This is a genomic window from Streptomyces sp. CNH287, from assembly GCF_000424825.1.
The window spans coordinates 442,242-468,122 of record NZ_AUKQ01000006.1 but is presented as its reverse complement, the minus strand read 5'-3'; the positions used below and the strand labels follow the sequence as shown (position 1 = coordinate 468,122).

Here is a 25,881-nt window from a genome sequence, read left to right as displayed (position 1 = left end):
CACATCCAACTGCTACGACCGCCGGCCCGGAGAACTTTCTCCGCCGGAGGACTGCTTGTCACGCATGTCCTCGATCTCGGCGGCCAGCGCGGCCACGTCGCGCGCCTGCGTGTAGTACCTGCTTGCGTACTCGTCGCTGATCGCCGGAAGAACCTTCTCGAACACCCCCACCAACCTGATCAAGCCTCCTCGGGACGGTGCGGGAAGGGGGCCCTTGAGGACTCGGTAGGTGTAGCCGGCGGTGTCCGCGTCGAGCATGACCATGTCCTGGTCCTCAATATCCAGGCCACGGAACCCGCTCGGGAACGGCATGGCCCTGTACTCGTCCATCATCTGCGCGAGCGCGTCGAGCTTCTTCTGAATCACGCCGAGAGTCTGCCAGGGGCTTTGCGGTGAGGTGCCGTTCACCCCGCTGGACCGGACGTCGCGGCACCTCCAAGTGCACAGACCTCAACCCGGTGAACCTATGCGGTCACAGCACTAGCGTGCCGCGCTGAGCCGATCCTCCGGGCGGCGCGCTCCGGCCTCGTACTCGAACGCCGGGCAGGCACACCGCGCCGAGCCCGACCCGCCGGGCAGACCCGCCGTCGGCACCCCACGCTCTAGCGGGGGGGGAACCGTGGCGCGGGGGTTGACCTTGCACCTGGGGCCAAGGTTTCAGCGTCCGGCATGACTTCTGCGAACTCCCGCCGGGGACTTCCCCCGTGGCTGCTGTGCCTGCTCCTGCTCACCTTCGTCATCGGCACCGACGACTTCGTCGTCGCGGGCGTGCTCCCGGAACTCTCCGAGGACCTGGGGGTCACCGAGGCCGCCGCGCCGGGCAGCTGGTCACGGTGTTCTCGGTGACGTACGCGTTCGGCGCCCCGTAGACACGCACGGACCGGCCGTGGCGCCCGGCCGTGGCGGGTCGGCCCGTGCGGGTCAGTCCTTGGTGAGGACGAACGACGCCTCGGCGGCGGGCAGGCCCTTCACCCGCACCTCGGCGAGGTAGGTGTCCGCGTCCACCGAGCCGGACGGCGCCTTCGCGCACTCGGGCTTGCTCTGCTTGCGGTCCCATTCGAGTGTCTGTGCCGTCTCGCCGTCGGCCGGCACCTGCACGTAGGCGGACTTGCGGCTGGGCGGGCAGTCGGCCGAGGACCAGACCCGTTCGCCGTCGCCGTCGGTGATCGTCAGTACGGTCGCCAGCCGGCCCAGATCCACGCGGCAGTCACCGTCGCCGCCGTTCTTCACCGTCAGCTTCAGCTCGGGCTTCTCGCCGGGCGTGAACTCGTTCTCGACGCTGCTCAGCGTCACGGAGACGCCCGGGCCGCACAGTGGCAGGCTCGTCCCGGCGGGCATGCCCTCGCCGCCGGTGACGTTGCCGCCGGAACCGCCCAGCGCGCCGCCGCCGTTGCCGTTGCCGCCTCCGTCGCCCCCGCCGTCACCGCCCGAACCGCCGCTCCCGCTGTCGCCGCCGGAGCCGCCGCCGGAGTTTTCTCCGCCGTCCGAGCCCGCGCCGCCGTCCACCTCGTCCCGGCCGCCGGGCCGTTCACTCACCCGGGGCGAGGAGTCGGAGGGGCCGGGCGTGATGGCGTCCGTCGGACCCTGGCCGTTGTTGTCGTCCTTGCGGCCCGCGTCGGCGCGCTGGTCGCCGTCGTCGCCGCCGAGGCTCAGCGCCCAGACGGCGAGCAGCACGAGCAGCCCGAGGACGGACAGCGCGATGACCCGCCGCCGCCAGTAGATGGTGGAGGGGAGAGGTCCGATCGGATTGCGCAGAGATCCCACGCGGAAACCTTACGAGACTTCACCCGTCCCGCAGAGCGGTACCCACCGCTTCAGTCCCATGACTTTTACGATGAGCGGTTCTTGTGCGGTTTCCGGCGGCGCCCGGCTCGACTTCGCGCACCGCGCCCGAGCCCGCGTTCGACGCATGGGTCGGATCGGGCCGGTCGGGCCGGGCAGGGCGGGTCAGGTCAGGGCGGGCTCAGACGAGCCCCGCCTCGTACGCGACGATCGCGGCCTGCACCCGGTTGCTCACCTCGAGCCGCTCCAGGACCGCGCTCACATGGCCCTTGACCGTCCCCTCCACCAAGTGCAGCCGCCGGGCGACCTCCCCGTTGGACAGTCCGCGCCCCACCAGGGCGAGCACCTCCCGCTCCCGCTCGGTGAGCACGTCGGTACGGGCTCGGGCGCGCGCGGCCCGCGCGAGACGCCCGCCGGCGCCGCCGCCCAGCTCGGTCAGCACGTGGTGCGCCACCTTCGGCGAGAAGAAGGCACCGCCCTCGGCCACCGCCCGGATGCCCGCGTGGAGTTCGTGCGGGTCGCCGGACTTGAGCAGGAAGCCGGTGGCGCCGCCGCTGAGGGCGCGGGCGATGTAGGCGTCCTCGGCGAAGGTGGTGAGGAAGGCGACGGCGGTGCCCGGCGGACCGGTGCGCAGGATCTCCTCGCCTGCCGCGAGGCCGTCCAGGCGGGGCATCCGGATGTCCAGCAGCGCGACGTCGGGGCGGTGCGCGCGGGACAGCTCGACGGCCTGCCGTCCGTCCGCCGCCTCCGCGACGACCTCGAAATCGGCAGCGGCCTCCAGGATGGCCCGTACGCCCGCGCGCACCATCGCCTCGTCGTCCGCCACCAGTACCCGGATGCTCAACGCTCCGCCCCCACCCTCTCGATCACGCTCTTGTCGACCAGCCGCCCGGCACGGAAGCACAGCCGGTAGGTGTCCACGCTGGTGAAGAGGTCGCCGCTGGCACGGTAGTACGCGCACTCCGCGCCGCGCGGCAGGGCCGGTGCGCGGTCGGTGGGCGGCCCGACGTCCTCGCGGGCGGGCAGCACGGACCGCGTGCGCTCCTCGGTGTCGCCGACGCGCAGCCGGTCGTAGTCCGCCAGAGGCAGTACGGACTCGGCGGTGGTGTAGGCGTACCAGCCCAGCACGGCGGCCGTCACGAGGGCGGCGGCCGTACCGGCGAACGCGGAGGCGACGGCGAACCGGCGCCGGGCGGCGTGCTGCTCGGTGGCGAACTGGCGCGCGGCGCGGCTGGGCCCGGCGGCGGCGAGGGCCCCGGCACCGGAATCCGCGGCGCCGCCCGGGGCCTCCGTGCCGCCCAGGTCTTCGGCCTGGACGCCGCCCCCGTCCGGCGCCGCCGCGCCGTCCGCGGGGAACCAGGCCGTCACCACGAAGCCGCCGTCGTCCCCGGCGCCCGCGCTCAGCCCGCCGCCCGCCATGCGCACCCGCTCGCGCAGCGCGACCAGCCCGGTCCCGGTGCGGGAGGACGCGGACGCGGGCGCCCGGTCCCGCGCCTCCGGCGGCCCGTTGGCCACCGTGACCCGGGCCGCCGCCCCGCGCTCCGTACGCTCCGTACGCTCCGTACGCTCCAGCGCGACCGCCACCGTCACCGCCGCGCCCGGCGCGTGCCGGGCGGCGTTGGTCAGCGCCTCCTGCACCACTCGGTAGGCGGCCCGGTCCGCGCCCGGCGGCAGCGCCCCGGGCAGGCCCTGCTCCGCTGTGCCGCCGGAGGTGACCAGCCGTACCCGCAGCCCCGAGGCGGCGGCCCGCTCCACCAGCGACCGCAGCGACTCCCCCACCGGCGCGAGCGGCTCGGGCCGGGTGGGTTCGCGCAGCACGCTCAGGATTCCGTGCAGCCGGTCGGTGGCCGCGGCGGCCTCCGCCCGCAGCTCCGCGGCGGCGGCCCGGTGCGCGTCCGGCAGGTCCGGCGCGACCTGGAGCGCACCGGCCCGCAGCGCGATCAGGCTCAGGTCGTGGCCGAGCGCGTCGTGCATGTCCTCCGCGATACGGGTCCGCTCCCGCAGCCCGGCCTGCTCGGCCACGATCCGCTGCTCGCGTTCCATGCGTTCGGCCCGCTCCCAGCCCGCCCGTACCAGCGCCCGGTCCTGGCGACGGTAGCGGCCCGCGAGCCAGGGGAACACCGCGCAGAAGAGCAGCACGCCCGCCTTCACCAGCCAGCCGAAGACCGGGTCGGCGTACCGCGCCTCCTCACCCGCCTGCACCAACACGCCGACCGTGCCGACCAGGGCGACCGCGCCGAACGCGAGCAGCGCCGACCGGGTCCGCTCGCTGCGCCGCCCCAGCAGGCAGCTGGCCACGGCCAGCGCGGGCACCAGGTCGAACACGGCCGGCAGGAAGACCAGCACCGGGACGGCGACCAGCAGCCAGCCCGCCAGCGGACGCCGCCGCAGCACGGCGACCGCCACGGCGAGCCAGGCCGCCTGGCTCGCGGTCAGCCACCACGGCGGCCCCTCCACGCCGAAGATGTTCCCGGCGAAGGCGCACCCGGCGAGCGGCAGCCACACCAGCACGTCCCGCACCGCATCACCGCGCCTGCCCGCGCCGCGCATCATCCGTTTCACCACCCCGTCCGCCCCCGTCCGCCCTCCCCCCGACGCTACCGGCCGTCCACCGCCCGCCGCTCCTGACGAAGGTCAGGTCCGGCGCCCTCCCGGGGCGGTACGAAGCAGGCACGACGTCGGCGCCGGAGCGTTTCCGGCATCGCCCACCGGTGGCAGTCCGTCAGGCTTCCGGGCACTCCGCCCGCGTGGTCGTTTCGGCCGTGCCGCGCTCCGTGCCAGGATCGGCACTGCCATGACTGCGACCACTGAAGACGCCGCGAACGCCGTCCCGGACCACGACCGCGACCACACCGACCTGCACACCAGCGTCGTCGACTGGTTCGACGCGCACGCCCGCGACCTCCCCTGGCGCCGCCCCGAGGCGGGTGCCTGGGGCGTGATGGTGAGCGAGTTCATGCTCCAGCAGACTCCCGTGGCCCGGGTGCTGCCGGTCTACGAGCAGTGGCTCGCCCGCTGGCCCCGCCCCGCCGACCTGGCCGCCGAACCGTCCGGCGAGGCCGTCCGCGCCTGGGGCCGCCTGGGCTATCCGCGCCGGGCACTGCGCCTGCACGGGGCCGCCGCCGCCATAACGGAACGGCACGGCGGCGACGTACCCGGGGAGCACGCCCAACTGCTGGCGCTGCCGGGGGTCGGGGAGTACACGGCCGCCGCGGTGGCCTCCTTCGCGTACGGGCAGCGGCACGCCGTGCTCGACACCAACGTGCGCCGGGTGTTCGCGCGGGCGGTGAGCGGGACGCAGTACCCGCCGAACGCCACCACCGCCGCCGAACGCAAGCTCGCCCGCGCGCTGGTGCCCCAGGAGGCGGCGCTGGCCGCGCGCTGGGCGGCGGCGACGATGGAGCTGGGTGCGCTGGTGTGCACGGCGCGCGGGCCGGAGTGCGGGCGCTGCCCGATCGCCGACCGGTGCGCCTGGCAGCTCGCGGGCGCGCCCGAGTACGAGGGTCCGCCGCGCCGTACGCAGACCTACGCCGGTACGGACCGCCAGGTGCGCGGCAGGCTGCTGGCCGTGCTGCGCGACGCCGAGTCGCCGGTGCCGCAGTCGGCGCTGGACCGGGTGTGGCATGAGCCGGTGCAGCGGGCGCGGGCTCTGGACGGGCTGGTGTCGGACGGGCTGGTGGAGCCGCTGGAGGGCGGCACGTACCGGCTGCCGCAGACCTGACCGGCGCGCGCGGGGGCGTCCGTCGGACGGCGAACGCGCTCCGCGCACGGCCCGCCACAGCGCCGTTACACAACCGATGGGCAGCCGACGGCTCCCCGAAGTCCCGCTGCGTACGGTCCCGCAACACCCGCTGCCTAGGTTCTTCCCCAGACCGGGGGGCGACCCACGTGACAGGCTCGGGAGGCGGACATGGCGGCAGAGGTGCTGGACTTCGAGGAGTACGTACGGACTCGGCAGGACGCCCTGCTGCGCAGTGCCCGCCGCCTGGTGACCGACCCGATGGAGGCGCAGGACCTGCTCCAGACCGCGCTGGTCCGAACGTACGGCCGGTGGGACGGCATAGCGGACAAGTCGCTCGCGGACGCCTACCTGCGCCGGGTGATGATCAACACCCGTACGGAGTGGTGGCGTTCGCGGCGGCTCCAGGAGGTGCCGACCGAGCACCTGCCGGACGTGGCGGGCGTCGAGGACGGCACGGAGCAGCGGGCCGACCGCGAACTCCTCATGGAGGTGCTGGGCACGCTGGCCCCCAAGCAGCGCAGTGTGGTGATCCTGCGGCACTGGGAGCAGATGAGCACCGAGGACACCGCGCGGGCGCTGGGCATGTCGCCGGGCACCGTGAAGAGCACGCTGCACCGCTCGCTTGCCCGGCTGCGCGAGGAGCTGAAGCGGAGGACGGCGGAGTGCGTCGCCTGAGAGCCGCCGGGACGGGGTCCCGGGCGGCACGCCATGTGGCGGCGGCCCTGGCCCTGCTGGGCGCGGTGGCCCTGCTCCCGGCCTGCGCGGCGTCCGAGGACGGCGTACGGGTCGAGGGCTCGCCCACCGAGTCGCCCTCCCTGAACGCGGCGCGTTCGGCGGAGCCGGGCGAGGGAGGCGGGGACGGCCCCGAGGAGGACCCGGGCATGCCGTCGCCGTCCGTCTCCCCGGGACAGGGGAGCGCCGGGCCGCCGGACGACGCCGCGTACACGGAGAACGGCGAGGCGCGCAAGGTCGACGAGACCACCGTCATCGCGGAGCTGCGGCGGGACCCGAAGGTCAGCGACCACGTGAAGAAGGACCTGGCGCCGTGCGACGGCGAGCAGTATCCGGTGGGCGTGGTGTACGGGCGGGTGACCGGCGGCAGCCAGACCGACCTGGTGGTGAACGTCTCGTCCTGCGCGGACAGCGTGGGCGTGGGCACGTACGTCTACCGCCGCAGTACGAGCGGCGCGCTGGTGAACGTCTTCGCCGCCGAGCGGCCGCCGGTCTTCGCCGAACCGGGCGAGGGGGGCATGCTGGTGGTCACCCGTGACATCTACATCGGCGACGAGCCGCTGTGCTGCCCCTCGGGGCGCGATGTCATCACCTACGCCTGGCGCGACGGCGTGTTCGAGGAGGTGGCCCGCGAGCGCACCGACAGCGAGGCGAAACCGGCCGAGCCCGCGCGGGCCGGAAAGGACTGAGGCAGACAGGCATGGCCGAGACCCACGTGCTCTTCGTCGAGGACGACGACGTCATCAGGGAGGCGACGCAGCTGGCCCTGGAACGCGACGGCTTCGCGGTGACGGCGGTCGCCGACGGCCTCCGGGGCCTGGAGGCCTTCCGCGCGGACCGGCCCGACATCGCGCTGCTGGACGTCATGGTGCCGGGGCTGGACGGGGTGAGCCTGTGCCGCCGTATCCGGGACGCCTCCACCGTTCCGGTGATCATGCTGTCCGCGCGGGCGGACTCGATCGACGTGGTGCTGGGCCTGGAGGCCGGGGCGGACGACTACGTGACCAAGCCGTTCGACGGCGCGGTGCTGGTGGCCCGTATCCGCGCGGTGCTGCGGCGCTTCGGGCACGCGAACGGCCCGCAGGGCGGCGGCGGGCCGGGCGGCGCGGCGGCGGCCGAGCGGCCGGGCACGGGGGACGAGGTGCTGCGCTTCGGCGACCTGGAGGTCGACACCGAGGGCATGGAGGTACGGGTCGCGCGCCGTCCGGTGTCCCTGACGCCGACGGAGATGCGGCTGCTGCTGGAGTTCTCCGCCGCGCCCGGCACGGTCCTCTCCCGGGACCGGCTGCTGGAGCGCGTGTGGGACTACGGCTGGGGTGGTGACACGCGGGTGGTGGACGTCCATGTGCAGCGGCTGCGCGGCAAGATCGGTCAGGACCGGATCGAGACCGTGCGCGGCTTCGGCTACAAACTGAAGGGGTAGGCGGTGTCGTCGACGCGCCCGCGCCCCCACCCACCCCGCACCCCGCTCACACGCCTCACCCCCCACCTCACCTTCCGCACCGGCCTCCGGTGGAAGCTGAGCGCCGCCATCGCGCTCGTCGGCGCGCTGGTCGCGCTCGCGCTGAGCCTCGTCGTGCACAACGCGGCGCGCGGCACCATGCAGGACAGCAGCCGGGACGTCCAGGACGAGCGGCTCCAGTACGCGCGCCGCATCTACGACTCGACCGGCCAGATCCCCTTCGGCGCGCGCATCGACGACCCCGAGCTGCCCGCAGAGCTGCGCCGCGCCGTCGAGGGGAACAAGCGGGCGACCTATCTGGACGAGCGGAGCGACGGCGTCCCCGTCGTGTGGGCGGCCACGCCGCTGCCCGACGACCGGATCATGTCGCTGCGCACCCGCTTCTACGACCGCTACGACGTGCTGACCGACCTCGACCGTTCGCTGACGATCGGTTCGCTGTCCGTCGTGCTGGGCGGCTGCGCGCTGGGTGTGCTGGTGGGCGGCCAGCTCTCGCGGCGGCTGCGCAAGGCCGCCGACGCGGCCACCGAGGTGGCGAGCGGCGACACCGAGGTGCGGGTACGGGACGCGATCGGCGGGCGCGGGCTGCGCGTACGTGACGAGGCGGACGAACTGGCCGACGCCATCGACGCCATGGCCGACACGCTCCAGGCCCGCCTGGAGGCGGAGCGCCGGGTCACCGCCGACATCGCGCACGAGCTGCGCACCCCCGTGACCGGTCTGCTCACCGCCGCCGAACTGCTGCCCGAGGGCCGCCCGGCCGAGCTGGTACGCGATCGCGCGCAGGCGCTGCGCCAGCTGGTCGAGGACGTGCTGGAGGTCGCCCGGCTGGACGGCGCGCGGGAGCGGGCGGAGTTGCAGGAGGTGGCGCTCGGGGAATTCGTACGCCGCCGGGTAGCGATCGCGGCGCCGGAGGCGCGGGTGCGGATCGTGGCGGACGCGGTGGTCACCACCGACCCCCGGCGGCTGGAGCGGATTCTGGGCAACCTGCTGGCGAACGCCGCCCGGCACGGGCGTCCGCCGGTCGTGGTCACCGTCGACGGCCGCCGCATCCGGATACGGGACCACGGCCCCGGCTTCCCGGAACAGCTGCTGGCGGAGGGCGTCAGCCGCTTCCGTACGGGCAGCACCGACCGCTCGCAGCCGGGGCACGGGCTGGGGCTCACCATCGCGGCGGGTCAGGCCCGGGTGCTCGGAGCCCGGCTGACGTTCCGCAACGCCGCGCCGGGCGAACCCGCCGTACCGGGCGCCGCCGAGGAGACGGGCAGCGGCGAAGGGGCGGGCAGCGGCGCGGAGACGACCGCAGGCGCGGAGACGGGCACCGCCGAAGAGGCAGCAGCCGCCGAGGAGGCAGCCGCCGCCGAGGAGGCGAGCACCGGCGCGGTGGCCGTGCTGTGGCTCCCGGAGCAGCCGCCCGCCGAACCGGTCACGCCGCCCGGCGGGGTGCCGGTCCTGCGGCGCCCGCCCCCGCGCCGCTGAGGCGGGCGCACCGGGCGCATTGGGCCGCGCCGGGCACGCCGCGCGCACCCGGCGCGCGGGCTCACGCCTCCACGGTCACCCGGTCCCCGGCCAGCGGGTCGTCGTCGGCCGCCGCCGACTTGGTCAGCGAGGCACCGGCCCCCGCCTGGGCGGGCGCGTCGCCCGAGGCCCCGTCGGCGGAGCCGGGCGGATCCGCGCTGTCGGACGAGGTGCCGCTGCCGCGCAGCGGCACCTCCTTGATGAACCACGCGGTGACGAAGATGGCCAGCGTCAGCACCGCCGCCAGCAGGAAGACGGTCTGCGTGCCGTTGGCCACCGCGTGCTCGTACGCATCCCGCACCGGGGCCGGGAGCTTGCTCAGCGAGTCGTTGTCCAGCTGTGCGTTCCCGCCCGCCGCCGCTTCGGCGCCGGAGCTGCCGAGCCGGTCGGTCATCGTCTCCTTGACCTGGTTCGCGAAGATCGTGCCCATCAGCGCGACACCGAACGACCCGCCGATCGTGCGGAAGAGGGTGGCCGAGGAGGACGCGACGCCCAGGTCCTTGAGCCCGACGCTGTTCTGCGCGATGAGCATCGTGAGCTGCATCAGGAAGCCCATGCCCGTGCCCAGGACGACCATGTAGAGCCCGGCGGTCAGCCGGCTGGTGCCGGTGTCCATCTGTGCGAGCAGGAAGAGGCCGACCGGGATCAGCGCGCCGCCGACGATCGGGTAGACGCGGTAGCGGCCGGTGGCGGTGGTGGCGCGGCCGACGAAGACCGAGACGATCATCAGCGGCAGCAGGATCGGCAGCAGCAGCAGCCCGGAGTTGGTGGCCGACGCGCCCTGCACGGCCTGCTGGTAGAGCGGCAGGAAGGTCATCGAGCCGAACATCACGAAGCCGAGGAGGAAGCCGATGACGATGACGATCGAGAAGTTGCCGTTGCGGAAGATCCCCAGCGGCATGATCGGCTCGGCGACCCGCCGCTCCACGAACAGGAACCCCGCCAGCGCGGCCACCGCCAGCACGGACAGCCCGATGATCACGCCCGAGCCCCAGGCGTACTCCGTGCCGCCCCAGCTGGCAACCAGTACGGCGGCGGTGATGACGGTGGTGAGCAGCGCCGCGCCCACGTAGTCGATACGGCCCTCCGCCCGCTTCTTCGGCAGGTGCAGCAGGGTCACCACCATGACCAGCGCGACGGCGCCCAGCGGCAGGTTGATGTAGAAGGCCCAGCGCCAGCCCAGGTGGTCGGTGAGGGTGCCGCCGACCAGCGGCCCGCCGATCATGGCGAACGACATCACCCCGGCCATCATGCCCATGTACTTGCCGCGCTCGCGGGGGGAGACCAGGTCCGCCATGATCGCCATCGCGCCGACGAGCAGGCCGCCCGCGCCCAGGCCCTGGAGCGCCCGGAAGCCGATCAGCTGGCCCATGCTCTGGGCGGCGCCGGAGGTGGCGGAGCCGACCAGGAAGATCACTATGGAGATGAGGAAGGTGCCCTTCCTCCCGTACATGTCGCCGAGCTTGCCCCACAGGGGGGTGGACGCGGCCGTGGTGAGCGTGTAGGCCGTGACCACCCACGCAAGGTGGTCCAGTCCGCCCAACTCACCGACAATGGTGGGCATCGCGGTGCCCACCACCATGTTGTCGAGCATGGCGAGCATGACGGCGATCATCAGCGCGGAGAGTGTGACACGGAGGTTCCGCTGCTGGGAGGCGGGAGGGGGTGACGACGTCTCGGCGTTCTGGGCAGTGTCACTCATGGTCATCTTCCACCGGTTCAGGAGACAGGGCTCGGACTGGCGCCTACTGACGGCAACGACTTACTTGACGCCCGGCTAGTTGAGTACAGTGGTGAAACTAGAGCGCTACTAGCCGGGCGTCAAGTAAGCATCCGAAAGGGTAGTCATGAGCAGGGGAAACACCCGCCAGCGGATTCAGGACATCGCGCTGGATCTGTTCGCTGAGCGCGGCTACGAGAAGACGTCCCTCCGCGAGATCGCCGAACGGCTCGACGTCACCAAGGCCGCGCTGTACTACCACTTCAAGACCAAGGAGGACATCCTCCTCAGCATCTTCGAGGGCCTCAGCCAGCCGCTCGCCGAGCTGCTCGCCTGGGGCGAGGGGCAGCCGCGCACCCTGGAGACGAAGAAGGAGCTGCTCCAGCGGTACAGCAACGCGCTGTACGAGGCGGAGGCGCTGTTCCGCTTCATGCAGGAGAACCAGGCCACCATCCGCGACCTGAGCCTGGGCGACCGCCTCAAGGACTACATGTTCGCGCTCTCGGACCTGCTGGTGGAACCGGACGCCGAACTGACCGACCGGGTCCGCACCCTCACCGCGCTCTTCGCCATGCACGCGGGCATGTTCGCCATGCAAAAGCTGGACGACGACCCCAAGGAGCGCAAGCAGGCCCACCTCACGGTGGCGCACGAGCTGATCACCGCCTCCCACCACGGCGACTGACCGCCGCCCGGCCCGCCGCCCCGGCCGGCCGGCCCGCCACCGACCGAGAGGCGCCCGTACATGCCGACGAACCGGCCGAACCGGCCAGCGAACCGGCCGACACCGCAGCTCCGCCTCACCCCCTGGGCGGCGGACGACCTCCCGCTGCTCCGTGAGGTGAACACCCCCGAGATGCGCGCCCACCTCGGCGGCCCGGAGAGCGAGGCGGCGGTCGCCGCCCGGCACGTTCGCTATCTCGACCGCACCGACCCGGCGGCGGGCTGCATGTTCCGCATCGCCGTGCTGCCAGGCGACGAGCCGGCGGGCGTCATCGGCTACTGGGAGACCGAGTGGCGGGGCGAGGCGGTCTACGAGACCGGCTGGGGCGTGCTCCCGCGCTTCCAGGGGCGCGGCATCGCGGTCGCGGCAGCCGCGCAGGCCGTCGAGTGGGCGCGCGACCAGCGGCGGCACGCCCGTATCCACGCCTTCCCCGCCACCGGCAACCCCGGCTCGAACGCGATCTGCCGCAGGCTCGGCTTCACCCTGGCAGGCGAGTGCGAGATCGAGTACCCCCCGGCCACCGGCAACATCATGCGCTGCAACGACTGGAGCCTGCCGCTCACCTGACCGGCACCGCCCCCCGCCCCGCCGGCCTCCGCCGTGCCCCGGTCCTGACCCGTGCGCCGGGCAACACCCGTGCGCACCAAAGCACTTGGGGAGGCCGGGCAGCACCTTGGGGCTCTAGCATCGGCCCATGGAGCCCACGACCCTCGGCGTACGCCTGGCCGCCGCCGCTGTCACCCCCCTGGTGAAGCAGCTGTTCACCCGTCCCGGCCCCGGTGCCGCGCTGGTCTCGGAGCCGGTGCGGATCTCCTCCCTCGTCTCCTTCCGGGGCGAGCGGCGCACGCTCGACGAGGCGGGCCTGGAGCGGCTGGCCGCCGAGCTGACCCGTCGGGCCGTACGGGCCGCGGGCCCGCGCGAACGCCCGGTGCCCGAAGAGGACGAGGCGGCCGTGGCCCACGCGCTGGCGGGCACGCTCCAGGCCCTGGGCACCCTGACCATGGACGACGTGCAGGCCGTCCGCCTCGGACCGCAGGGCCTCGCCCGCGAACTGCGCCGCCTCGCCCCGCCCTCTGCGGGGCACCTGGGCGCGGACGCGGCCGAGCTGTACACCCGGCTGCTGGACACCGCCTGCCTGCACATCCTGAACTTCTTCACCCAGCGCTCCGACTTCATCCCGCGCACCCTGGTGGAGCAGAGCCGCGAGCTGGCCGAACAAGCCGCCGTCCTCGACCTCCTGCTCGAACGCGTCCCCGTGCAGAGCGCCGAGGACGCCCGCTTCGAGCAGCGCTACGCCGAGCACGTCGCACGCCGCCACGGCGAGCTGACCATCTACGGCCTCGACCTCCAGCACGCCCGCGAGTGGCAGCTCGACGCCGCGTACATATCGCTGGAGGCCACCCGCGGCAACGGCGCCCCGATGCCCGCCGAACGCGCCCTGGCCGGGGAGGACCGGGTGCTGCTGCGCGGCATGGCGGGCTCCGGGAAGACCACGCTCGTCCAGTGGCTCGCGGTGACCGCGGCCCGCCGGACCCGCTCTCCGCAGCTGTCCCATCTCGTCGGCCGGGTCCCGTTCGTGCTGCCGCTGCGCCGGATCGTGCGGGAGGGGCTGCCGCCGACGCCGGACCGCTTCCTGCACGCGGTGCACAGCAGCGCGGCCGGGGCCCAGCCCCCCGGCTGGGCGGACCGGGTGCTGCGCGCGGGGCGCGGGCTGCTCCTGGTCGACGGCATCGACGAGATCCCGGAGCCCGAGCGTGAGGAGGTACGGCGCTGGCTAAGGGATCTGCTGGGCGAGTTCCCCGGCAACCTGTGGCTGGTCACCTGCCGCCTCTCGGCCGTACGCGAGGACTGGCTCGCCGGCGAGGACTTCACGGAACTGACGCTCGCGCCCATGTCGCACGCCGACGTCACCGGCTTCATCCGCCGCTGGCACCACGCCGCCGACGCGGAGCCCGCCCTCGCCGACGCCCTCACCAGCGCGATCCGCACGCACCACGACCTCGGCCGGCTGGCCGTCAACCCGCTCATGTGCGGCCTGCTGTGCGCGCTGCACCGGGAACGGCGCGGCTTCCTGCCGCACAGCCGCAAGGACCTCTACGACGCCGCGCTGTCCATGCTGCTGGAGCGGCGCGACGTCGAGCGCGCGGTGACCGCCGGGTCGGACCTCCGTCTCTCCAAGGACACCCAGGTCCAGCTGCTCCAGAAGCTGGCGTACTGGATGATCCGCAACGGCCAGGCCGAGATGACCCGTACGGACGCGCTGGCGCAGCTCACCCGCACCCTGCGCAACATGGCACACGTGCAGGCGTCCGCCGAGACCGTACGCCGGCACCTCCTGGAGCGCTCCGGCCTGCTCCGGGAGCCGGCGTTCGAGCGTATGCACTTCGTCCACCGGACGTTTCAGGACTACCTCGGCGCCCGCGCGGCGGTGGAGGAGGGTGACTTCGGCCTGCTGATCGACAACGCGGACCAGGAGCAGTGGGAGGACGTCATCCGGATGGCCGTGGCACACGCCCGCCCCTCCGAACGCGCCCGGATCATCACCGGACTGCTCGGCCGGCAGCCCACTCCCCTGCAGCAACTACCCCCCGACGACCAGGCGCTGCGCCGGCACGTCGTCCCCGCCTCGTTCCGCACCACCATCGTGGCCGCCGCCTGCCTGGAGCAGGCCACCGAACTCGACCCCGACGTACGGCAGCGGGTGGTGCACGCCACCCGGGGCCTGCTGCCCCCCGACAGCCCCATGCGGGCGACCCTGCTCGCCGACCACGGCGGCCGGATCGTGCTGAGCCTGCTGCCGGGGCCCGAAGGGCTGACCGGGGAGGAGGCGCAGGCCGTCGTGATCACCGCCAGCCACATCGCCACCGACGCCGCGCTGCCCCTGCTGGTGCGCTACCGCGAGCACCCCTCGCTCGTCGTCCGCAGCCAGCTCGCCTGGTCCTGGCACCGCTTCGACACCCGGGCGTACGCCGAGGAGATCATCGCCCACCTGCCGCAGGAGGACCTGTACTTCGGCGTCCGTGACCTCTCCCACCTGGACGCCCTGCGCGAGCTGGGCGGACGCAGCCGCATCCAGGTCGCCGGACGCCTCGACCCGCGCCTGCTGCCCGAACACCTCGGCGTCGCGCCGCTCACCCACCTGTGGCTGCCGAGCGGCCTGGGGGTGGGCGACGACGGCAGTTGGCTGCTGTGGGAGCTGCCGCACCTGCGCGTGCTCACCCTGCCGGATTCGGCGCGGCACAGCCTGGCCCCGGAGGTCACCGAGCGGCTGGAGACCGCCTTCGTCTCCGGCTTCCGCCTGCCCGAAACCGACCGCCCCGTGCCTGACCCGTACAGCCGCGTTCCCGAGGCGCCCTGATTCACCCGATCGGCGTAGATCACTCGGCGTGTCGTTCCCTGTACGGACACGCCGGGTCAGGCTCGTACACGTGACCCAGCAAAACGACACCCAATCCGCCGTCCCCGCCCAGACGGACGGTCTTCCGCCCGGCTACACGGACCTGTTGGACGACCTCAAGTCGATCGTCCAGAGCGCCCGGGTACGCGCACAGCGCGCGGTGAACACCGAACTGATCCAGATGTACTGGGAGATCGGCCGGACGATCCTGCGCCGCCAGTCCGAGGAGGGCTGGGGGACCCAGGTCGTCGGCCGGCTCGCGGCGGATCTGCGGACGGCATTCCCCGGCCAGCGCGGGTTCTCCACCCGCAACCTCCAATACATGCAGCAGATGGCCCGGACGTGGCCGGACCCAATTGCGCAACAGCCTGTTGCGCAATTGCCCTGGGGCCACATCGTCATCCTGATGAGCAGGCTCAAGACCCCCGCCGAGCTGCACTTCTACGCCTCCGAGGCCGTCCGGCACGGCTGGTCGCGCAAGACCCTGGAGGAGCACGTCGCGCAGCAGACGCATCTCCGCCAGGGCGCCGCGCCGACGAACTTCGCCGCCACGCTCGCCGAAGAGGCCGAGACCGTCCAGGAGATCACCAAAGACCCCTACCGCCTGGACTTCGTCGGGCTGGACCTCCACCACAACGAGCGCGATCTGGAGGAGGCCCTCACCACCCACATGGTCCGCTTCCTCACCGAACTGGGCGTCGGCTTCGCCTTCGTGGGGCGGCAGTACCCGGTACTCGTCGGGGGCGACGAGTACCGGGTCGACCTGCTCTTCTACCACCTCAGGCTGCGCCGCTACGTCGTCGTCGAACTCAAGGCCACGCCCACGACCCCGGAGCATGTCGGCAAGCTGAGCTTCTACTGCGGCGCGGTCGACCAGTTCGTCCGCACGCCGGAGCTGGACGGCCCCACCCTCGGCATCCTCATCGGCAAGAGTCACAACCGGGCGGTCTCCCAACTGGCGGTCGACCGCCAGTCCGGGCCGGTCGCCGTCAGCTCGTACGCGACGCTCACGCCCGAGCAGCGGGCGCTGATGCCCTCCGAGGAGGATCTGCGGCGCGTCGTCCAGGAGGCATGGCCCACCGAGGGTGACGGCGACGGGGCGGCTCAGGGCCGGTAGACGGTGCCCGGTTCGGGGACAGCCGGGGCCATCAGCTGGGGGACGGTGACGAAGGTGTAGCCGCGCTTCTTGAGCGCGTCGATGATCCCCGGCACGGCCGGGACGGTGCCCTTGTAGATGTCGTGCAGGAGGATGATGCCGTCCTTGCCCGCCTGCTCGAGCACGCGCTCGCGTATGAGCGCCGAGTCGTTGGTCGAGTAGTCCTTCGCGGTCACGCTCCAGAGCACCTGGGAGAGGCCCACCTCGCGGCTCACCTTGGAGACCGTCTTGTCGGTCCGCCCCTGCGGCGGACGCATCAGGGTCGGCTCCTGGCCGGTGATCTCCGCTATCGCCCGCTGGGTACGGATGAGTTCCTCGCGCACCTCGTCGGCCGAGAGGTCGGTCAGCCGCCGGTGCGTCCAGGTGTGGCTGGCCACCTCGTGGCCCTCGTCCGCGATGCGCTTCACCGTCTCGGGGTAGCGGTCTATGTGCTTCCTGCCGAGGAGGAAGAAGGTGGCGGGGACCTTCTCGTCCCGCAGCGTGTCGAGCAGCTCCGGGGTCTTCTCGCCCGGGCCCGCGTCGAAGGTGAGGGCTATGCACTTGGCCTTGCGGCAGTCGACCGAGCCGAACTCGCCCTTCTTCGCGGCCTTCGGGTCCGCGTCGGCGCGGGCGCTCGCCGGCGCCGTGGTGTCGACGGAGGTGCCCGTCACAGCCAGCGTCACGCCGACCACCGCGCATACGGCCGCAGCCGCGATCCCCGCCCTGAACGCCATCTTCTTGCGCATGGTGGTGAACGTCTCTTTTCCTGGATAAAACGGCAGGCGGCATGCGAATCTGGACATGGCGCCGCCGGGTGAAGTGGCCGGGCGCGCGTGCTCGGCGCTCTGCACCGGGTGCTGAAGGCTGGGCGTGAAGGCCGTGAAAGGTGCCGCGAGAGAGCGGACTACCGCCCGCCGCGAGCGTCACCCGAGGCCCGCGCGGCGCATGGCGCGGCGGGGCCGTGGAGCCCTAATCGGGCAGGCGTCGGGGGCATGGCTCCACTATACACGCGATACATACACGCAGTGCATAGTGCTCTCCGTCTCCCCTGTGTTCCGTCCTTCGCCGCCCCTGCCGGGCCGCGCCGCATAGGCTGCAACTTCTCACCCGTCACCGCCCGTTGGGGAGCAGATGGAAGCCGGAGCGATCGGGGTACGGCTGGCGTCGAGCGTCGTCGTGCCGCTGGTGCGCAGACTCTTCGCGCCGGACGGTCCGGGCGCGGGCCTGGTGGAGCGGCCGGTGCGGGTCGCGGCCCTCGTCTCGTTCAAGGGCGAACGGCGCACTCTGGGCCCCGCGCAGCTGCGCAAGCTGGCCGAGGAGCTGGTGGACCGCGCTCTGCGGAACGCGCTGCCGGGCGAGCGGCCGGTCCCGGCGGACGAGCGGCAGAGCGTCGCCGACGCGCTGACGCGCTCCCTGCGCGCCCTCGGCGAACTGGACATGGACGACATACAGGCCGTACGCCTGGGGCACCGCGAGTTCGCCCGGCGGCTGCACGCGCGCGGGGCGGACGCGACCGGCTCCGCCCCGTACAGCGGCCTGTCCACCGACGCCGCCTACCTCCACGCCGCCCTGCTGGAGACGGCCTCCCTGCACATTCTGAACTTCTTCACCCAGCGCTCCACCTTCGTCGCCCGCTCGCTGGTGGAGCACAGCAGGCAGCTGGCGGAGGTGGTCGCCCGGGTCGATCTGCTCCTGGAGCGACTCCCCGCACAGCTTGCCGAGGACGTCCGGTTCGAGCGGCGCTACACCGAGTTCCTCATGGCCAAGCACGCCACCCTGACCATCTACGGGCTGGACCTCCAGCACTCCCGCGCCTGGCCGCTGGACGCCGCCTACCTGAGCCTGGAAGCGAACGGGCGCGGCGGGCACGAGGCGGTGCCGCCCGACGGCGGCGCGGCCCCCGCCGAGGCCGCGCCGCAGCCCGCCGACCGGGTGCTCGCCCAGCATGAGCGGGTGCTGCTGCACGGCGTCGCCGGGTCGGGCAAGACCACGCTCGTGCAGTGGCTGGCCGTCACCACCGCCCGCCAGGACCCGGCGCCGGGCATGACGTACTTACTCGGCCGCGTCCCCTTCGTGCTGCCGCTGCGCACCCTGACCCGGGGCGGGGCGGCACTGCCTCCGCCCGAGCGGTTCCTCGCCGCCGCAGGCTGCCCGCTGACCGGCGCGGAGCCGGACGGCTGGGCGGACCGGGTGCTGGCGGCCGGACGCGGGCTGCTGCTCGTCGACGGCATCGACGAGGTGCCCGAGGCCGAGCGCGACAGGGTCCTTGGCTGGCTGCGCGACCTGGTGACCGCCTTCCCCGGCAATCTGTGGCTGGTCACCTCCCGCCCCTCCGCCGTACGGCAGGACTGGCTGGCTGCCGAGGGCTTCGCCGAACTGTCGCTCGCGCGGATGGGCCGCGCCCAGATCGCAGCGTTCATCCACCGCTGGCACGAGGCAGCGGAGGCCGGACCGGGACCGGCGGAGGCACTGCTGACGGCCGTACGCGCCAAGCAGGATCTCGGACGGCTGGCCGTCAACCCGCTCATGTGCGGCCTGATCTGCGCCCTGCACCGGGAACGGCGCGGCTTTCTGCCTCGCGGCCGGAAGGCGCTGTACGACGCCGCGCTGTCCATGCTGCTGGAGCGGCGCGACCGGGAGCGGGACGTACGCGGGTCCGGCGGCATCGAGCTGGACCAGGAGTCGCAGACCGAGCTGCTCCAGAAGCTGGCGTACTGGCTGATCCGCAACGGCCGCTCCGAGATGGCGCGGTCGGACGCGACCGAACTGCTGGGCCGGGTACTGCCCGCCATGTCCCAGGTGGCCGCCCAGGGGGCGGCGACCGAGATCCTGCACCACCTGCTGGAGCGCTCCGGGCTGCTGCGCGAACCGGGGCCGGAGGCGATCGACTTCGTCCACCGCACCTTCCAGGACTACCTGGGCGCGCGGGAGGCCGTCGAGGAACGCGACTTCGACCTGCTGGTACGGCACGCGCACCTGGACCAGTGGGAGGACGTGCTGCGGATGGCCGTCGCCCACGCCCGGCCGGACGAACGGGCGCGGCTGCTGCGCGCGATGATCGCGCGCGGCGACGCGGAGCCGGAGTGGCGCACCCGCCTCTTCCTGCTGGCGACGGCCTGCCTGGAGCACGCCACGAAGCTGGCGCCGGAGGTGCGGGAGGAGGTGCAGCGGCGCACGTCGACCCTGATCCCGCCGCGCAGCTCCGAGGAGGCGAAGGCCCTGGCCGAGGTCGGCCCGGTGGTGCTGGACCTGCTGCCGGGGCCGGAGGGCCTGGAGGAGGACGAGGCTCAGGCAGTCGTGCAGACCGCCTGCCGCATCGGCACGGACGCGGCGCTGCCCACGGCGGTGCGCTTCCGGGACCACGGCGACATGTCCGTGCGGTTCCAACTCGGGCAGTACTGGGACCGGTTCGACACCGAGACCTACGGGAGGGAGGTCATCCGCCATCTGGCCGGACGGGAGGACTCCCATGTCACCGTCCGCACCTCGGGCGAACTGGCCGCGCTCGGGCCTCTGGGACGCTTCACGGGTATCCATCTGCACGGCGGCTTCACCCCTGCGGAGATCACCAGGAGTCTCGACCGGGCGAAGCTGACGAATCTGCGGCTCTTCGACAACCCGCAGGTGTCCGACTTCCGCTTCCTCGAAGCCTTCCCGCACCTGCAGAGCCTGCAACTCGACCAGTGCCCCCACGTCGAGGACCTGTCCTCCGTGGGCACACTGCCGCTGCGCTCGCTGTGGCTCTCGCAGCTCGAAGGACTGAAGTCGCTGGCCGGTGCACGGGCACTCGACGGGCTCAGGACACTGGGCGTCGGGGAGGGGATCGATCGCCCGGCGCTCTCCCGACTGCCGCAGGACGCGCAGCTGACCATGCTCATGCTTTCCGGAGAGGCGGGTGACCTCACCGGCATCGACCACTGGCAGAGAGTGCGGGTGCTGTACCTCACGGGCTGGGTACGGACGCTGTCCGCGGACGAGTGGCGCTCCGTCAGCGCGCTGCCCCGGCTCGTGAACCTCCTGATCGACTCCCCACTGCTCGCCGGGCCGCCACCCGGCGCACTGCCCAGGCTCACCGATCTCACGGTGACCGGCACCCACTCCCCCTGGGACGTGACGTGTCTGCCCGAATCCTTCCCCGGGCTGATGTCCGTTCAGCTGTCCAACCAGGAGGAGTTGGACCTGACTCCGCTGGCCCGGCTTCCCCGGCTGCGGGAGGTTCGCCTGTTCAACATCGGCCGCGTCCTGCACGCCGACCGGCTCCCGCCGGGAGTGGTCCTGCGCCGCACCCCCCGCCCCCGCGAGGGCTGACCCCGTCCGCCGTCACCCTCCCCGGCACACCTCGCGACGGTGACCGAGGCCGCTCACCTCGATGACGAGTTGGCCGTCGTCGACACGGTAGACGACGCGATAGTCCCCCACCCGCAGGAGGTAGCGGTCTCCGCGGCCCGTCAACTTCCGCACCGCGACGTCCGGCCGGTACGGGTCCTCGCCCAGCGGGGTGAGTGCCTCCAGGATGCGCATCGCCGCGTGCTGCTCGATCCCGCGCATCTGACGGCGGGCATGCGCGGTGAACGCGAAGCGGTACTTCACGCCGCGTGACCCTGGTCTTCCTCGCCGAAGATGTCAGCCATGATCTGCTTTTCTTGACCATTCGTTCTCGATAGGGATACAGTACAGCGCATGGCGAGGACCAAGGAGTTCGATCCCGAAGCCGCGTTGCAGGCAGCCCTGGAGCTGTTCTGGCGGCGCGGTTACGAGGCGACGTCGATGAGTGAGCTGGTCGAACACCTCGGCGTCGGGCGCGCCAGCATCTACGCGACCTTCGGGAACAAACACCAGCTCTACCTCAAGGCCCTCGACCGCTACGGCGAGCAGCAGGCGCCGGGGCTGCTGGAGGACCTGGCCCAGCCCGGCCCCGCACTGCCCGCCGTGCGGCGGCTGGTGCTCCGGTTCGCCGCCGAGTCGGGCGCAGAGGGGCGCGACCGGGGGTGCTTCATCACCAACACCGCAGCCGAACTGGCTCCGCACGACCCCGAGGCCGCCCGCCGGGTCGAGGCCAACTGGACGCACCTGGAGACGCTGCTGCACTCCGCGCTCGTACGGGCGGAGAAGCAGGGCGAGCTGGCCCCGGAGCGCGAGCCGCAGGCGCTGGCGCGGCTGCTCGTCGTCCTGCTCCAGGGAATGCGGGTGGTCGGCAAGGCCAGCACGGACCAGGCCCGGATACGCGACGCGGGCGAGACCGCGCTCCTCCTGCTGGACTGACCCGCACCCCCACCGCCGCACCGCCGCACCGCCGCACCGCCACGAGGCCACACAGCCAGCTCACGCACGCCCTCTTTCAAGAACGATCAGTCAAGAATTTTGCATAGGAGAACTCCGCATGACCGCAACCGCCGCAGCCCCCCTCGCCCCCCGCTCCGCCGCCCGGTTCGACGGCCAAACCGCCCTCGTCACCGGCGCCGGCGCCGGGCTCGGCCGCGCCATCGCGCTCGCCCTCGCCGCCGAGGGCGCCCGGGTGGCCGTCGCGGGCCGCACCGTCACCGCCCTCGCGGAGACCGTCGCCCTGATCGAGCAGGCGGGCGGCACGGCCCTCGCCGTCCCCGCCGACGTCACCCGCACCGCCGACGTACGGGCGCTGGTGGCCCGTACGGTCGAGCACTTCGGCGGTCTCGACCTCGCCGTCAACAACGCGGGCGTCTTCCGCGGCGGCCAGCCGGCCGGCGACCTGCCCGAAGCGGACTGGCAGCTCCTGCTCGACGTGAACGTGACCGGCGTCCTGCTCTCCATGCAGGCCGAGATCGCCCACATGCGCGCGCACGGCGGCGGAGCCATCGTGAACCTCGCCTCCAACCTCGGCGCGCACACCCGCATACCCGGCGTCGCCGGATACCTCGCCTCGAAGGCCGCCGTCAGCGCGCTCACCCGCGCGGCGGCGCTGGACCACGTCGCCGACGGCATTCGGATCAACGCCGTGAGCCCCGGGGCCTCGGACACCTCCATGTCCCTGCTGCCCGGGGAGAGCGAGGCCGAACGCAGCGTGCGGATGAAGGAGCAGTCGCCGCTCGGCCGGGTGGCCTCGACCGGCGAGATCGCCGCCGCGGTGCTCTACCTGGCCTCGCCGGAGAGCGGGGCGACCGTGGGGGCGGACCTGGTGGTCGACGGCGGCGCCTCCGCCTGACGCGCACCTCACCCGGCGGCGGGCGGTACGGGCGGCCCCCCGGCGCATCCGGCGGGGGGCCGCCCGCCCCCGAGGTCCAGCTCCGCCCACACGGTCTTCCCCGGCGACGGCGCCCGTGCGACGACCCCCCAGCGGCTGGCCAGCGCGTCCACCAGGCACAGCCCGCGCCCGGAGTCGGCGAACGGGCAGGGCTCGCCCAGCCCCTCCGGCCCCGGCGGCACGCGGTCGCCGCGCGTGTCGGAGACGTCGACGCGCAGTGCGTATGCGGTCAGCGTGAGCCCCAGCTCGAAGTCCCGTCCCGGCACGCAGCCGTGCGTGGCGGCGTTGTTCGCCAGCTCGGCGACGATGAGTCCGACCGTCTCGGAGAGCGAGCTGCGGTAGGGAATCAGCCAGCTGTCGAGCTGGTGGAGCGCAAGCAGCCGGGCCAGCCGCGCACCGCGCCGGGTGGAGCTGAACCGCTGGTTGAACACACGTGCGGTGACCGATGGTTGGCGCTGCGCCTGAGGTGCCATGCACTCACCGTGCCCCGCATACGGGCCGGTTGACCCGACTCAGAATTAATACGCTCGGTAGCGTGACGCACGCACTCCGTTATGACCCGCTCCGGTGCACCCGTCCGCCTGCCGACCCAAACGGACGTACGTGTGCGACGGCCGCGAACCCGCCACCCGGCCGGCGAACCTCTGTCCATCACCCCTCAGGTCGCTACCCTGGGCACTGGCAGTTCACCAGTCTCGGCGTCAACCCACGCCGCACACCTGACAGATGCCCCCCAGGGGAGCCTCATGGAACCGGTACGCCTCCCGTCCAGCGCCGCCGCGCCGCTCGTGGGGAGGCTCTTCGCCGACCGCCCGCCCGCGGCCGGTCCCGGGGACGAGCTGATCGCCGGGCTCGTCTCCTTCCGCGGCGGCAGCCCCCGCTGCACCTACGCCGACCTGGAGTCGCTCGCGGGCGAGTTCGTCCGCCTCGGGCTGAGGGGACGCGAGCTGCCCGGCGCGGAGTCCGCAGGCGTCGCCGCCGTGCTCGCGCGGACGCTGGCCATCATGGGCGAGCTGGACACCACCGACACCCTGGCCGTCCGGCTCGGGCCGCAGGACTACGCGCGCCGACTGCGCGCCGAAGTGCCGGGCGCGGACCGGGGGTTGTCGCAGGAGGCCGCCTGGTTCCACGACAGCCTGCTGGTGGCCGTCTGCCTGCACGTGCTGAACCTGCTGATCGACCGCTCCCCCCGGCTCGCCGAGCGGCTGCCGGAGCGCAGCCACCGCATCCGGCAGCTGGTGGACCTGGGCGACGTGGCGGCGCTGCGGCGCCGGCCCGCGCCGTCCCCCCAGGACGCCGCCTTCTCCGAGCGCTACCTGCGGGCGCTCGTGGAGAAGTACAACCGCGTCACCATCCACGGTATCGACCTGCCCAATCCGAACACCCCCGACAACTGGCCGCTGGACGCCACCTATCTGAGCCTGGGCGCCGAGTTCGACGACCCCGACGACACCGGCGAACCCTCCCCGCCGGAGCCCGTGATGCCCGCCGACCGGGCGCTGGCGGGCCAGGAGCGCGTCCTGCTGCGCGGAGTCGCCGGGTCGGGGAAGACGACCCTCGTGCAGTGGCTGGCCGTCTGCACGGCGCGCGGCGCGCTCCCCGAGGAGCTGGAGCCGCTGCGGGGCCGCATCCCCTTCGTGCTGCCCGTACGCCGCTTCGCCCGCGACGGCTTCCCCCACCCCGACGACTTCCTGACCGCCGTCGGCCACCCCCTCGCCGCCGAAGCGCCGGAGGGCTGGGCCGTGCGCGTACTGGCCGACGAACGGGCGCTGCTGCTCGTCGACGGCATCGACGAGGTGCCCGAAGGACGGCGGGACGAGCTGCGGGACGTGCTGCGCCGGGTCCTGCGGATCTACAGCGGCAACTTCTGCCTCGTCACGGCACGCCCGCACGCCGTCGACGCGGCGTGGCTGGCCGACGAGGGATTCACCGAGCTGACTCTGGTCCCGATGAACCGCGACCAGGTCGCCGCATTCATCACCGCCTGGCACAACGCCGCCCGCACCGACGAGGGCAACGACCACCGCAGGCTGGACGAGTACCGGGAGAAGCTCGTCCAGTCCATCCCGCTCTACCGCGAGCTGCGCGGCCTGGCCACCAACCCGCTGATGTGCGGCCTGATCTGCGCGCTCAACCGGGACCGCTCCGGTTCCCTGCCCAAGGGCCGCCGGGAGCTGTACGAGGCGGCGATGGAGATGCTGCTCCAGCGCCGCGACCCGGAGCGCCGCGTGCTGTACGCGGACGGGGTGACCGTCCAGCGCGCGCCCCGCGAGCGGCTGCTGCGCAAGCTCGCCTACCAGATGCTCGTCGACGGGCGGCCCGTGCTGGACGAGGCGGCGGCGATCGCGGAGATCGCCCGCCACCTGCCCGCCATCCCGGCGCTCGCGGGGCAGGGCTCGCCCGAGAAGATCTTCAACCACCTGCTCCAGCGCACCGGCCTGCTGCGGGAGCAGCCGGACGGCTCCGTGGAGTTCGTCCACCGCACCGTGCAGGACTACCTCGCGGCGAAGGAGGCGGTCGAGCGCCGCACCTTACAGCTGCTCCTGGACCACGCGCACGAGCCCGACTGGGAAGAGGTCATCCGGATGGCCGTGGCGCACGCCCGCCCCAGCGAGTGCGCGGAGCTGCTGGAGGGCCTCATCGCGCCGGGGCACACCGGCTTCCCGCGCAACCGGCGCCGCCTGCTGGCCGTCGCCTGTCTGGAGCACGTGACCGAGCTCGACCCGGAGACCCACGCCCGCATCCGCCGCGAGACCCGCAACATGATCCGGCCCTCGAGCGTCGCCGCCGCGCGCGGACTGGGCTGGGTCGGCCCCATCGCGCTGGAGATGCTGCCCGATCCGACCAGCGTCTCCGACGAGGAGGCACACCGGCTCGCCGTCACCGTCACCCGCATCAACGACGACGCGGCCGTGGACTACCTCGCCCGGCTGCGGGACCGCTCCTCGCTGCCCCTGCGGGCCGAACTGGCCCGCGGCTGGCACAACTTCGACACCGCGCGGTACGCGGAGGAGGTCCTGCGGCACCTCGACCCGGAGGGGCTCTACTTCCCCGTCACCGACCGGGTGGAGCTGGAGATGCTGGAGAAGCTGGGCGGCCGGGAGTGCGTGCAGATCGCGGGGCGCTTCACCGTCGACGAGCTGCGCGAGGGGCTCGTACGGGAGCGGCTCACCCACCTGTGGCTGGCGTACGACCTGGGGGTGAGCATGGAGTGGCTCGGCGCGTTCCCGAAGCTGGCGGCGCTGCGGGTGAATCCGAGGCTGCCGCGGGTCAGCGGGGTGCCGGAGGGTATTCGCCTCGTCTCCTGAACGTCTCACCCACCGCGGGCCCGCGCTCCCGGCCGAGCCCGCGGTACGCGCACCGCGGACGTGCGTACGAGGCAGACGTGCGTACGGGCCCCCGCCGCGGTGGCGGGGGCCCGTACGGACGAGCGGAGCGTCGTCGCGCGCGGC

The 25,881-nt window shown here is 73.2% G+C and carries 22 protein-coding genes; 14 read left to right on the top strand and 8 right to left on the bottom strand.

All coding sequences use genetic code 11. The features are described from left to right. Window positions 1-12: 12 nt before the first annotated feature. On the bottom strand, window positions 13-366 hold the full coding sequence (locus H299_RS33565) for a hypothetical protein (protein ID WP_051262359.1): 354 nt from the start codon (window positions 364-366) through the stop codon (window positions 13-15). Between the two features lie 303 nt (window positions 367-669). Here H299_RS33565 and H299_RS39070 point away from each other — a divergent pair, with 303 nt between their 5' ends. Continuing rightward, window positions 670-846, top strand: a complete 177-nt coding sequence (locus H299_RS39070) for a hypothetical protein (protein WP_486587229.1) — start codon at window positions 670-672, stop codon at window positions 844-846. 75 nt (window positions 847-921) lie between these two features. Here H299_RS39070 and H299_RS0111420 read toward each other — a convergent pair whose 3' ends face one another. The 3 genes from H299_RS0111420 to H299_RS33560 all read right to left on the bottom strand — a co-directional run bounded on the left by H299_RS0111420 (window position 922) and on the right by H299_RS33560 (window position 4,335). After that, window positions 922-1,764: a hypothetical protein gene (locus H299_RS0111420; protein ID WP_027748516.1), complete on the bottom strand. Its 843-nt coding sequence runs from the start codon at window positions 1,762-1,764 to the stop codon at window positions 922-924. A 199-nt stretch (window positions 1,765-1,963) separates the two neighbouring features. Next, window positions 1,964-2,590 (bottom strand): response regulator transcription factor, encoded by a 627-nt coding sequence (locus H299_RS0111415; protein ID WP_037758686.1) that lies wholly within the window; start codon window positions 2,588-2,590, stop codon window positions 1,964-1,966. A 32-nt stretch (window positions 2,591-2,622) separates the two neighbouring features. Continuing rightward, complete coding sequence (locus tag H299_RS33560; protein WP_051262332.1) at window positions 2,623-4,335, bottom strand: histidine kinase; 1,713 nt, start codon at window positions 4,333-4,335, stop codon at window positions 2,623-2,625. A gap of 241 nt (window positions 4,336-4,576) precedes the next feature. Between H299_RS33560 and H299_RS0111405 the strand changes: the two genes are divergently transcribed. The 5 genes from H299_RS0111405 to H299_RS33545 all read left to right on the top strand — a co-directional run bounded on the left by H299_RS0111405 (window position 4,577) and on the right by H299_RS33545 (window position 9,197). Continuing rightward, the gene (locus H299_RS0111405; protein WP_027748514.1) at window positions 4,577-5,503 is read left to right on the top strand and encodes an A/G-specific adenine glycosylase; all 927 of its coding nucleotides are present in this window, start codon (window positions 4,577-4,579) and stop codon (window positions 5,501-5,503) included. Between the two features lie 189 nt (window positions 5,504-5,692). After that, window positions 5,693-6,199 (top strand): SigE family RNA polymerase sigma factor, encoded by a 507-nt coding sequence (locus H299_RS33555; protein ID WP_037758681.1) that lies wholly within the window; start codon window positions 5,693-5,695, stop codon window positions 6,197-6,199. After that, complete coding sequence (locus H299_RS33550) at window positions 6,187-6,945, top strand: hypothetical protein (RefSeq protein ID WP_158692316.1); 759 nt, start codon at window positions 6,187-6,189, stop codon at window positions 6,943-6,945. The genes H299_RS33555 and H299_RS33550 overlap by 13 nt, the downstream gene beginning before the upstream one ends. A gap of 11 nt (window positions 6,946-6,956) precedes the next feature. Next, window positions 6,957-7,679 carry a two-component system response regulator CseB gene (gene cseB / locus H299_RS0111390; RefSeq protein ID WP_027748512.1) on the top strand — a complete coding sequence of 241 codons (723 nt, stop codon included), beginning with the start codon at window positions 6,957-6,959 and terminating at the stop codon, window positions 7,677-7,679. A gap of 96 nt (window positions 7,680-7,775) precedes the next feature. Beyond that, on the top strand, window positions 7,776-9,197 hold the full coding sequence (locus H299_RS33545; protein WP_051262358.1) for a sensor histidine kinase: 1,422 nt from the start codon (window positions 7,776-7,778) through the stop codon (window positions 9,195-9,197). Between the two features lie 61 nt (window positions 9,198-9,258). Here H299_RS33545 and H299_RS33540 read toward each other — a convergent pair whose 3' ends face one another. Further along, entirely contained in the window at window positions 9,259-10,938 is a 1,680-nt protein-coding gene (locus tag H299_RS33540; protein WP_078512636.1) for an MDR family MFS transporter, read from the bottom strand. A gap of 145 nt (window positions 10,939-11,083) precedes the next feature. On the opposite strand from H299_RS33540, the gene H299_RS0111375 reads away from it, so the two are divergent. From H299_RS0111375 to H299_RS33525, 4 genes are all read left to right on the top strand, one after another. Continuing rightward, window positions 11,084-11,641, top strand: a complete 558-nt coding sequence (locus H299_RS0111375) for a TetR/AcrR family transcriptional regulator (protein ID WP_027748511.1) — start codon at window positions 11,084-11,086, stop codon at window positions 11,639-11,641. 60 nt (window positions 11,642-11,701) lie between these two features. Beyond that, window positions 11,702-12,247 (top strand): GNAT family N-acetyltransferase, encoded by a 546-nt coding sequence (locus tag H299_RS0111370; protein ID WP_027748510.1) that lies wholly within the window; start codon window positions 11,702-11,704, stop codon window positions 12,245-12,247. Window positions 12,248-12,374: 127 nt separating this feature from the next. Further along, window positions 12,375-15,038, top strand: a complete 2,664-nt coding sequence (locus H299_RS33530) for an NACHT N-terminal Helical domain 1-containing protein (protein WP_051262331.1) — start codon at window positions 12,375-12,377, stop codon at window positions 15,036-15,038. 70 nt (window positions 15,039-15,108) lie between these two features. Next, window positions 15,109-16,194 (top strand): DUF1016 domain-containing protein, encoded by a 1,086-nt coding sequence (locus tag H299_RS33525; protein ID WP_037758499.1) that lies wholly within the window; start codon window positions 15,109-15,111, stop codon window positions 16,192-16,194. Here H299_RS33525 and H299_RS0111355 read toward each other — a convergent pair. Next, window positions 16,182-16,958 carry a polysaccharide deacetylase family protein gene (locus H299_RS0111355; RefSeq protein ID WP_027748509.1) on the bottom strand — a complete coding sequence of 259 codons (777 nt, stop codon included), beginning with the start codon at window positions 16,956-16,958 and terminating at the stop codon, window positions 16,182-16,184. The genes H299_RS33525 and H299_RS0111355 overlap by 13 nt on opposite strands. A gap of 385 nt (window positions 16,959-17,343) precedes the next feature. Between H299_RS0111355 and H299_RS0111350 the strand changes: the two genes are divergently transcribed. Further along, a complete protein-coding gene (locus tag H299_RS0111350) occupies window positions 17,344-20,520 on the top strand; it encodes an NACHT N-terminal Helical domain 1-containing protein (RefSeq protein ID WP_037758498.1) in 3,177 nt (1,058 codons plus the stop codon). Between the two features lie 12 nt (window positions 20,521-20,532). Here the strand turns inward: H299_RS0111350 and H299_RS0111345 are convergent, their stop codons facing one another. Next, window positions 20,533-20,802: a type II toxin-antitoxin system RelE family toxin gene (locus tag H299_RS0111345; protein WP_027748507.1), complete on the bottom strand. Its 270-nt coding sequence runs from the start codon at window positions 20,800-20,802 to the stop codon at window positions 20,533-20,535. Between the two features lie 90 nt (window positions 20,803-20,892). Here H299_RS0111345 and H299_RS0111340 point away from each other — a divergent pair, with 90 nt between their 5' ends. Together H299_RS0111340 and H299_RS0111335 are read left to right on the top strand one after the other, a co-directional pair. Then, a complete protein-coding gene (locus H299_RS0111340) occupies window positions 20,893-21,474 on the top strand; it encodes a TetR/AcrR family transcriptional regulator (protein ID WP_027748506.1) in 582 nt (193 codons plus the stop codon). Between the two features lie 118 nt (window positions 21,475-21,592). Continuing rightward, the gene (locus tag H299_RS0111335) at window positions 21,593-22,390 is read left to right on the top strand and encodes a glucose 1-dehydrogenase (protein ID WP_027748505.1); all 798 of its coding nucleotides are present in this window, start codon (window positions 21,593-21,595) and stop codon (window positions 22,388-22,390) included. Window positions 22,391-22,398: 8 nt separating this feature from the next. Here H299_RS0111335 and H299_RS0111330 read toward each other — a convergent pair whose 3' ends face one another. Next, window positions 22,399-22,902 (bottom strand): ATP-binding protein, encoded by a 504-nt coding sequence (locus H299_RS0111330; RefSeq protein WP_027748504.1) that lies wholly within the window; start codon window positions 22,900-22,902, stop codon window positions 22,399-22,401. 273 nt (window positions 22,903-23,175) lie between these two features. Here H299_RS0111330 and H299_RS0111325 point away from each other — a divergent pair, with 273 nt between their 5' ends. Next, the gene (locus H299_RS0111325) at window positions 23,176-25,737 is read left to right on the top strand and encodes an NACHT N-terminal Helical domain 1-containing protein (protein ID WP_027748503.1); all 2,562 of its coding nucleotides are present in this window, start codon (window positions 23,176-23,178) and stop codon (window positions 25,735-25,737) included. The last annotated feature ends 144 nt before the right edge of the window (window positions 25,738-25,881 follow it).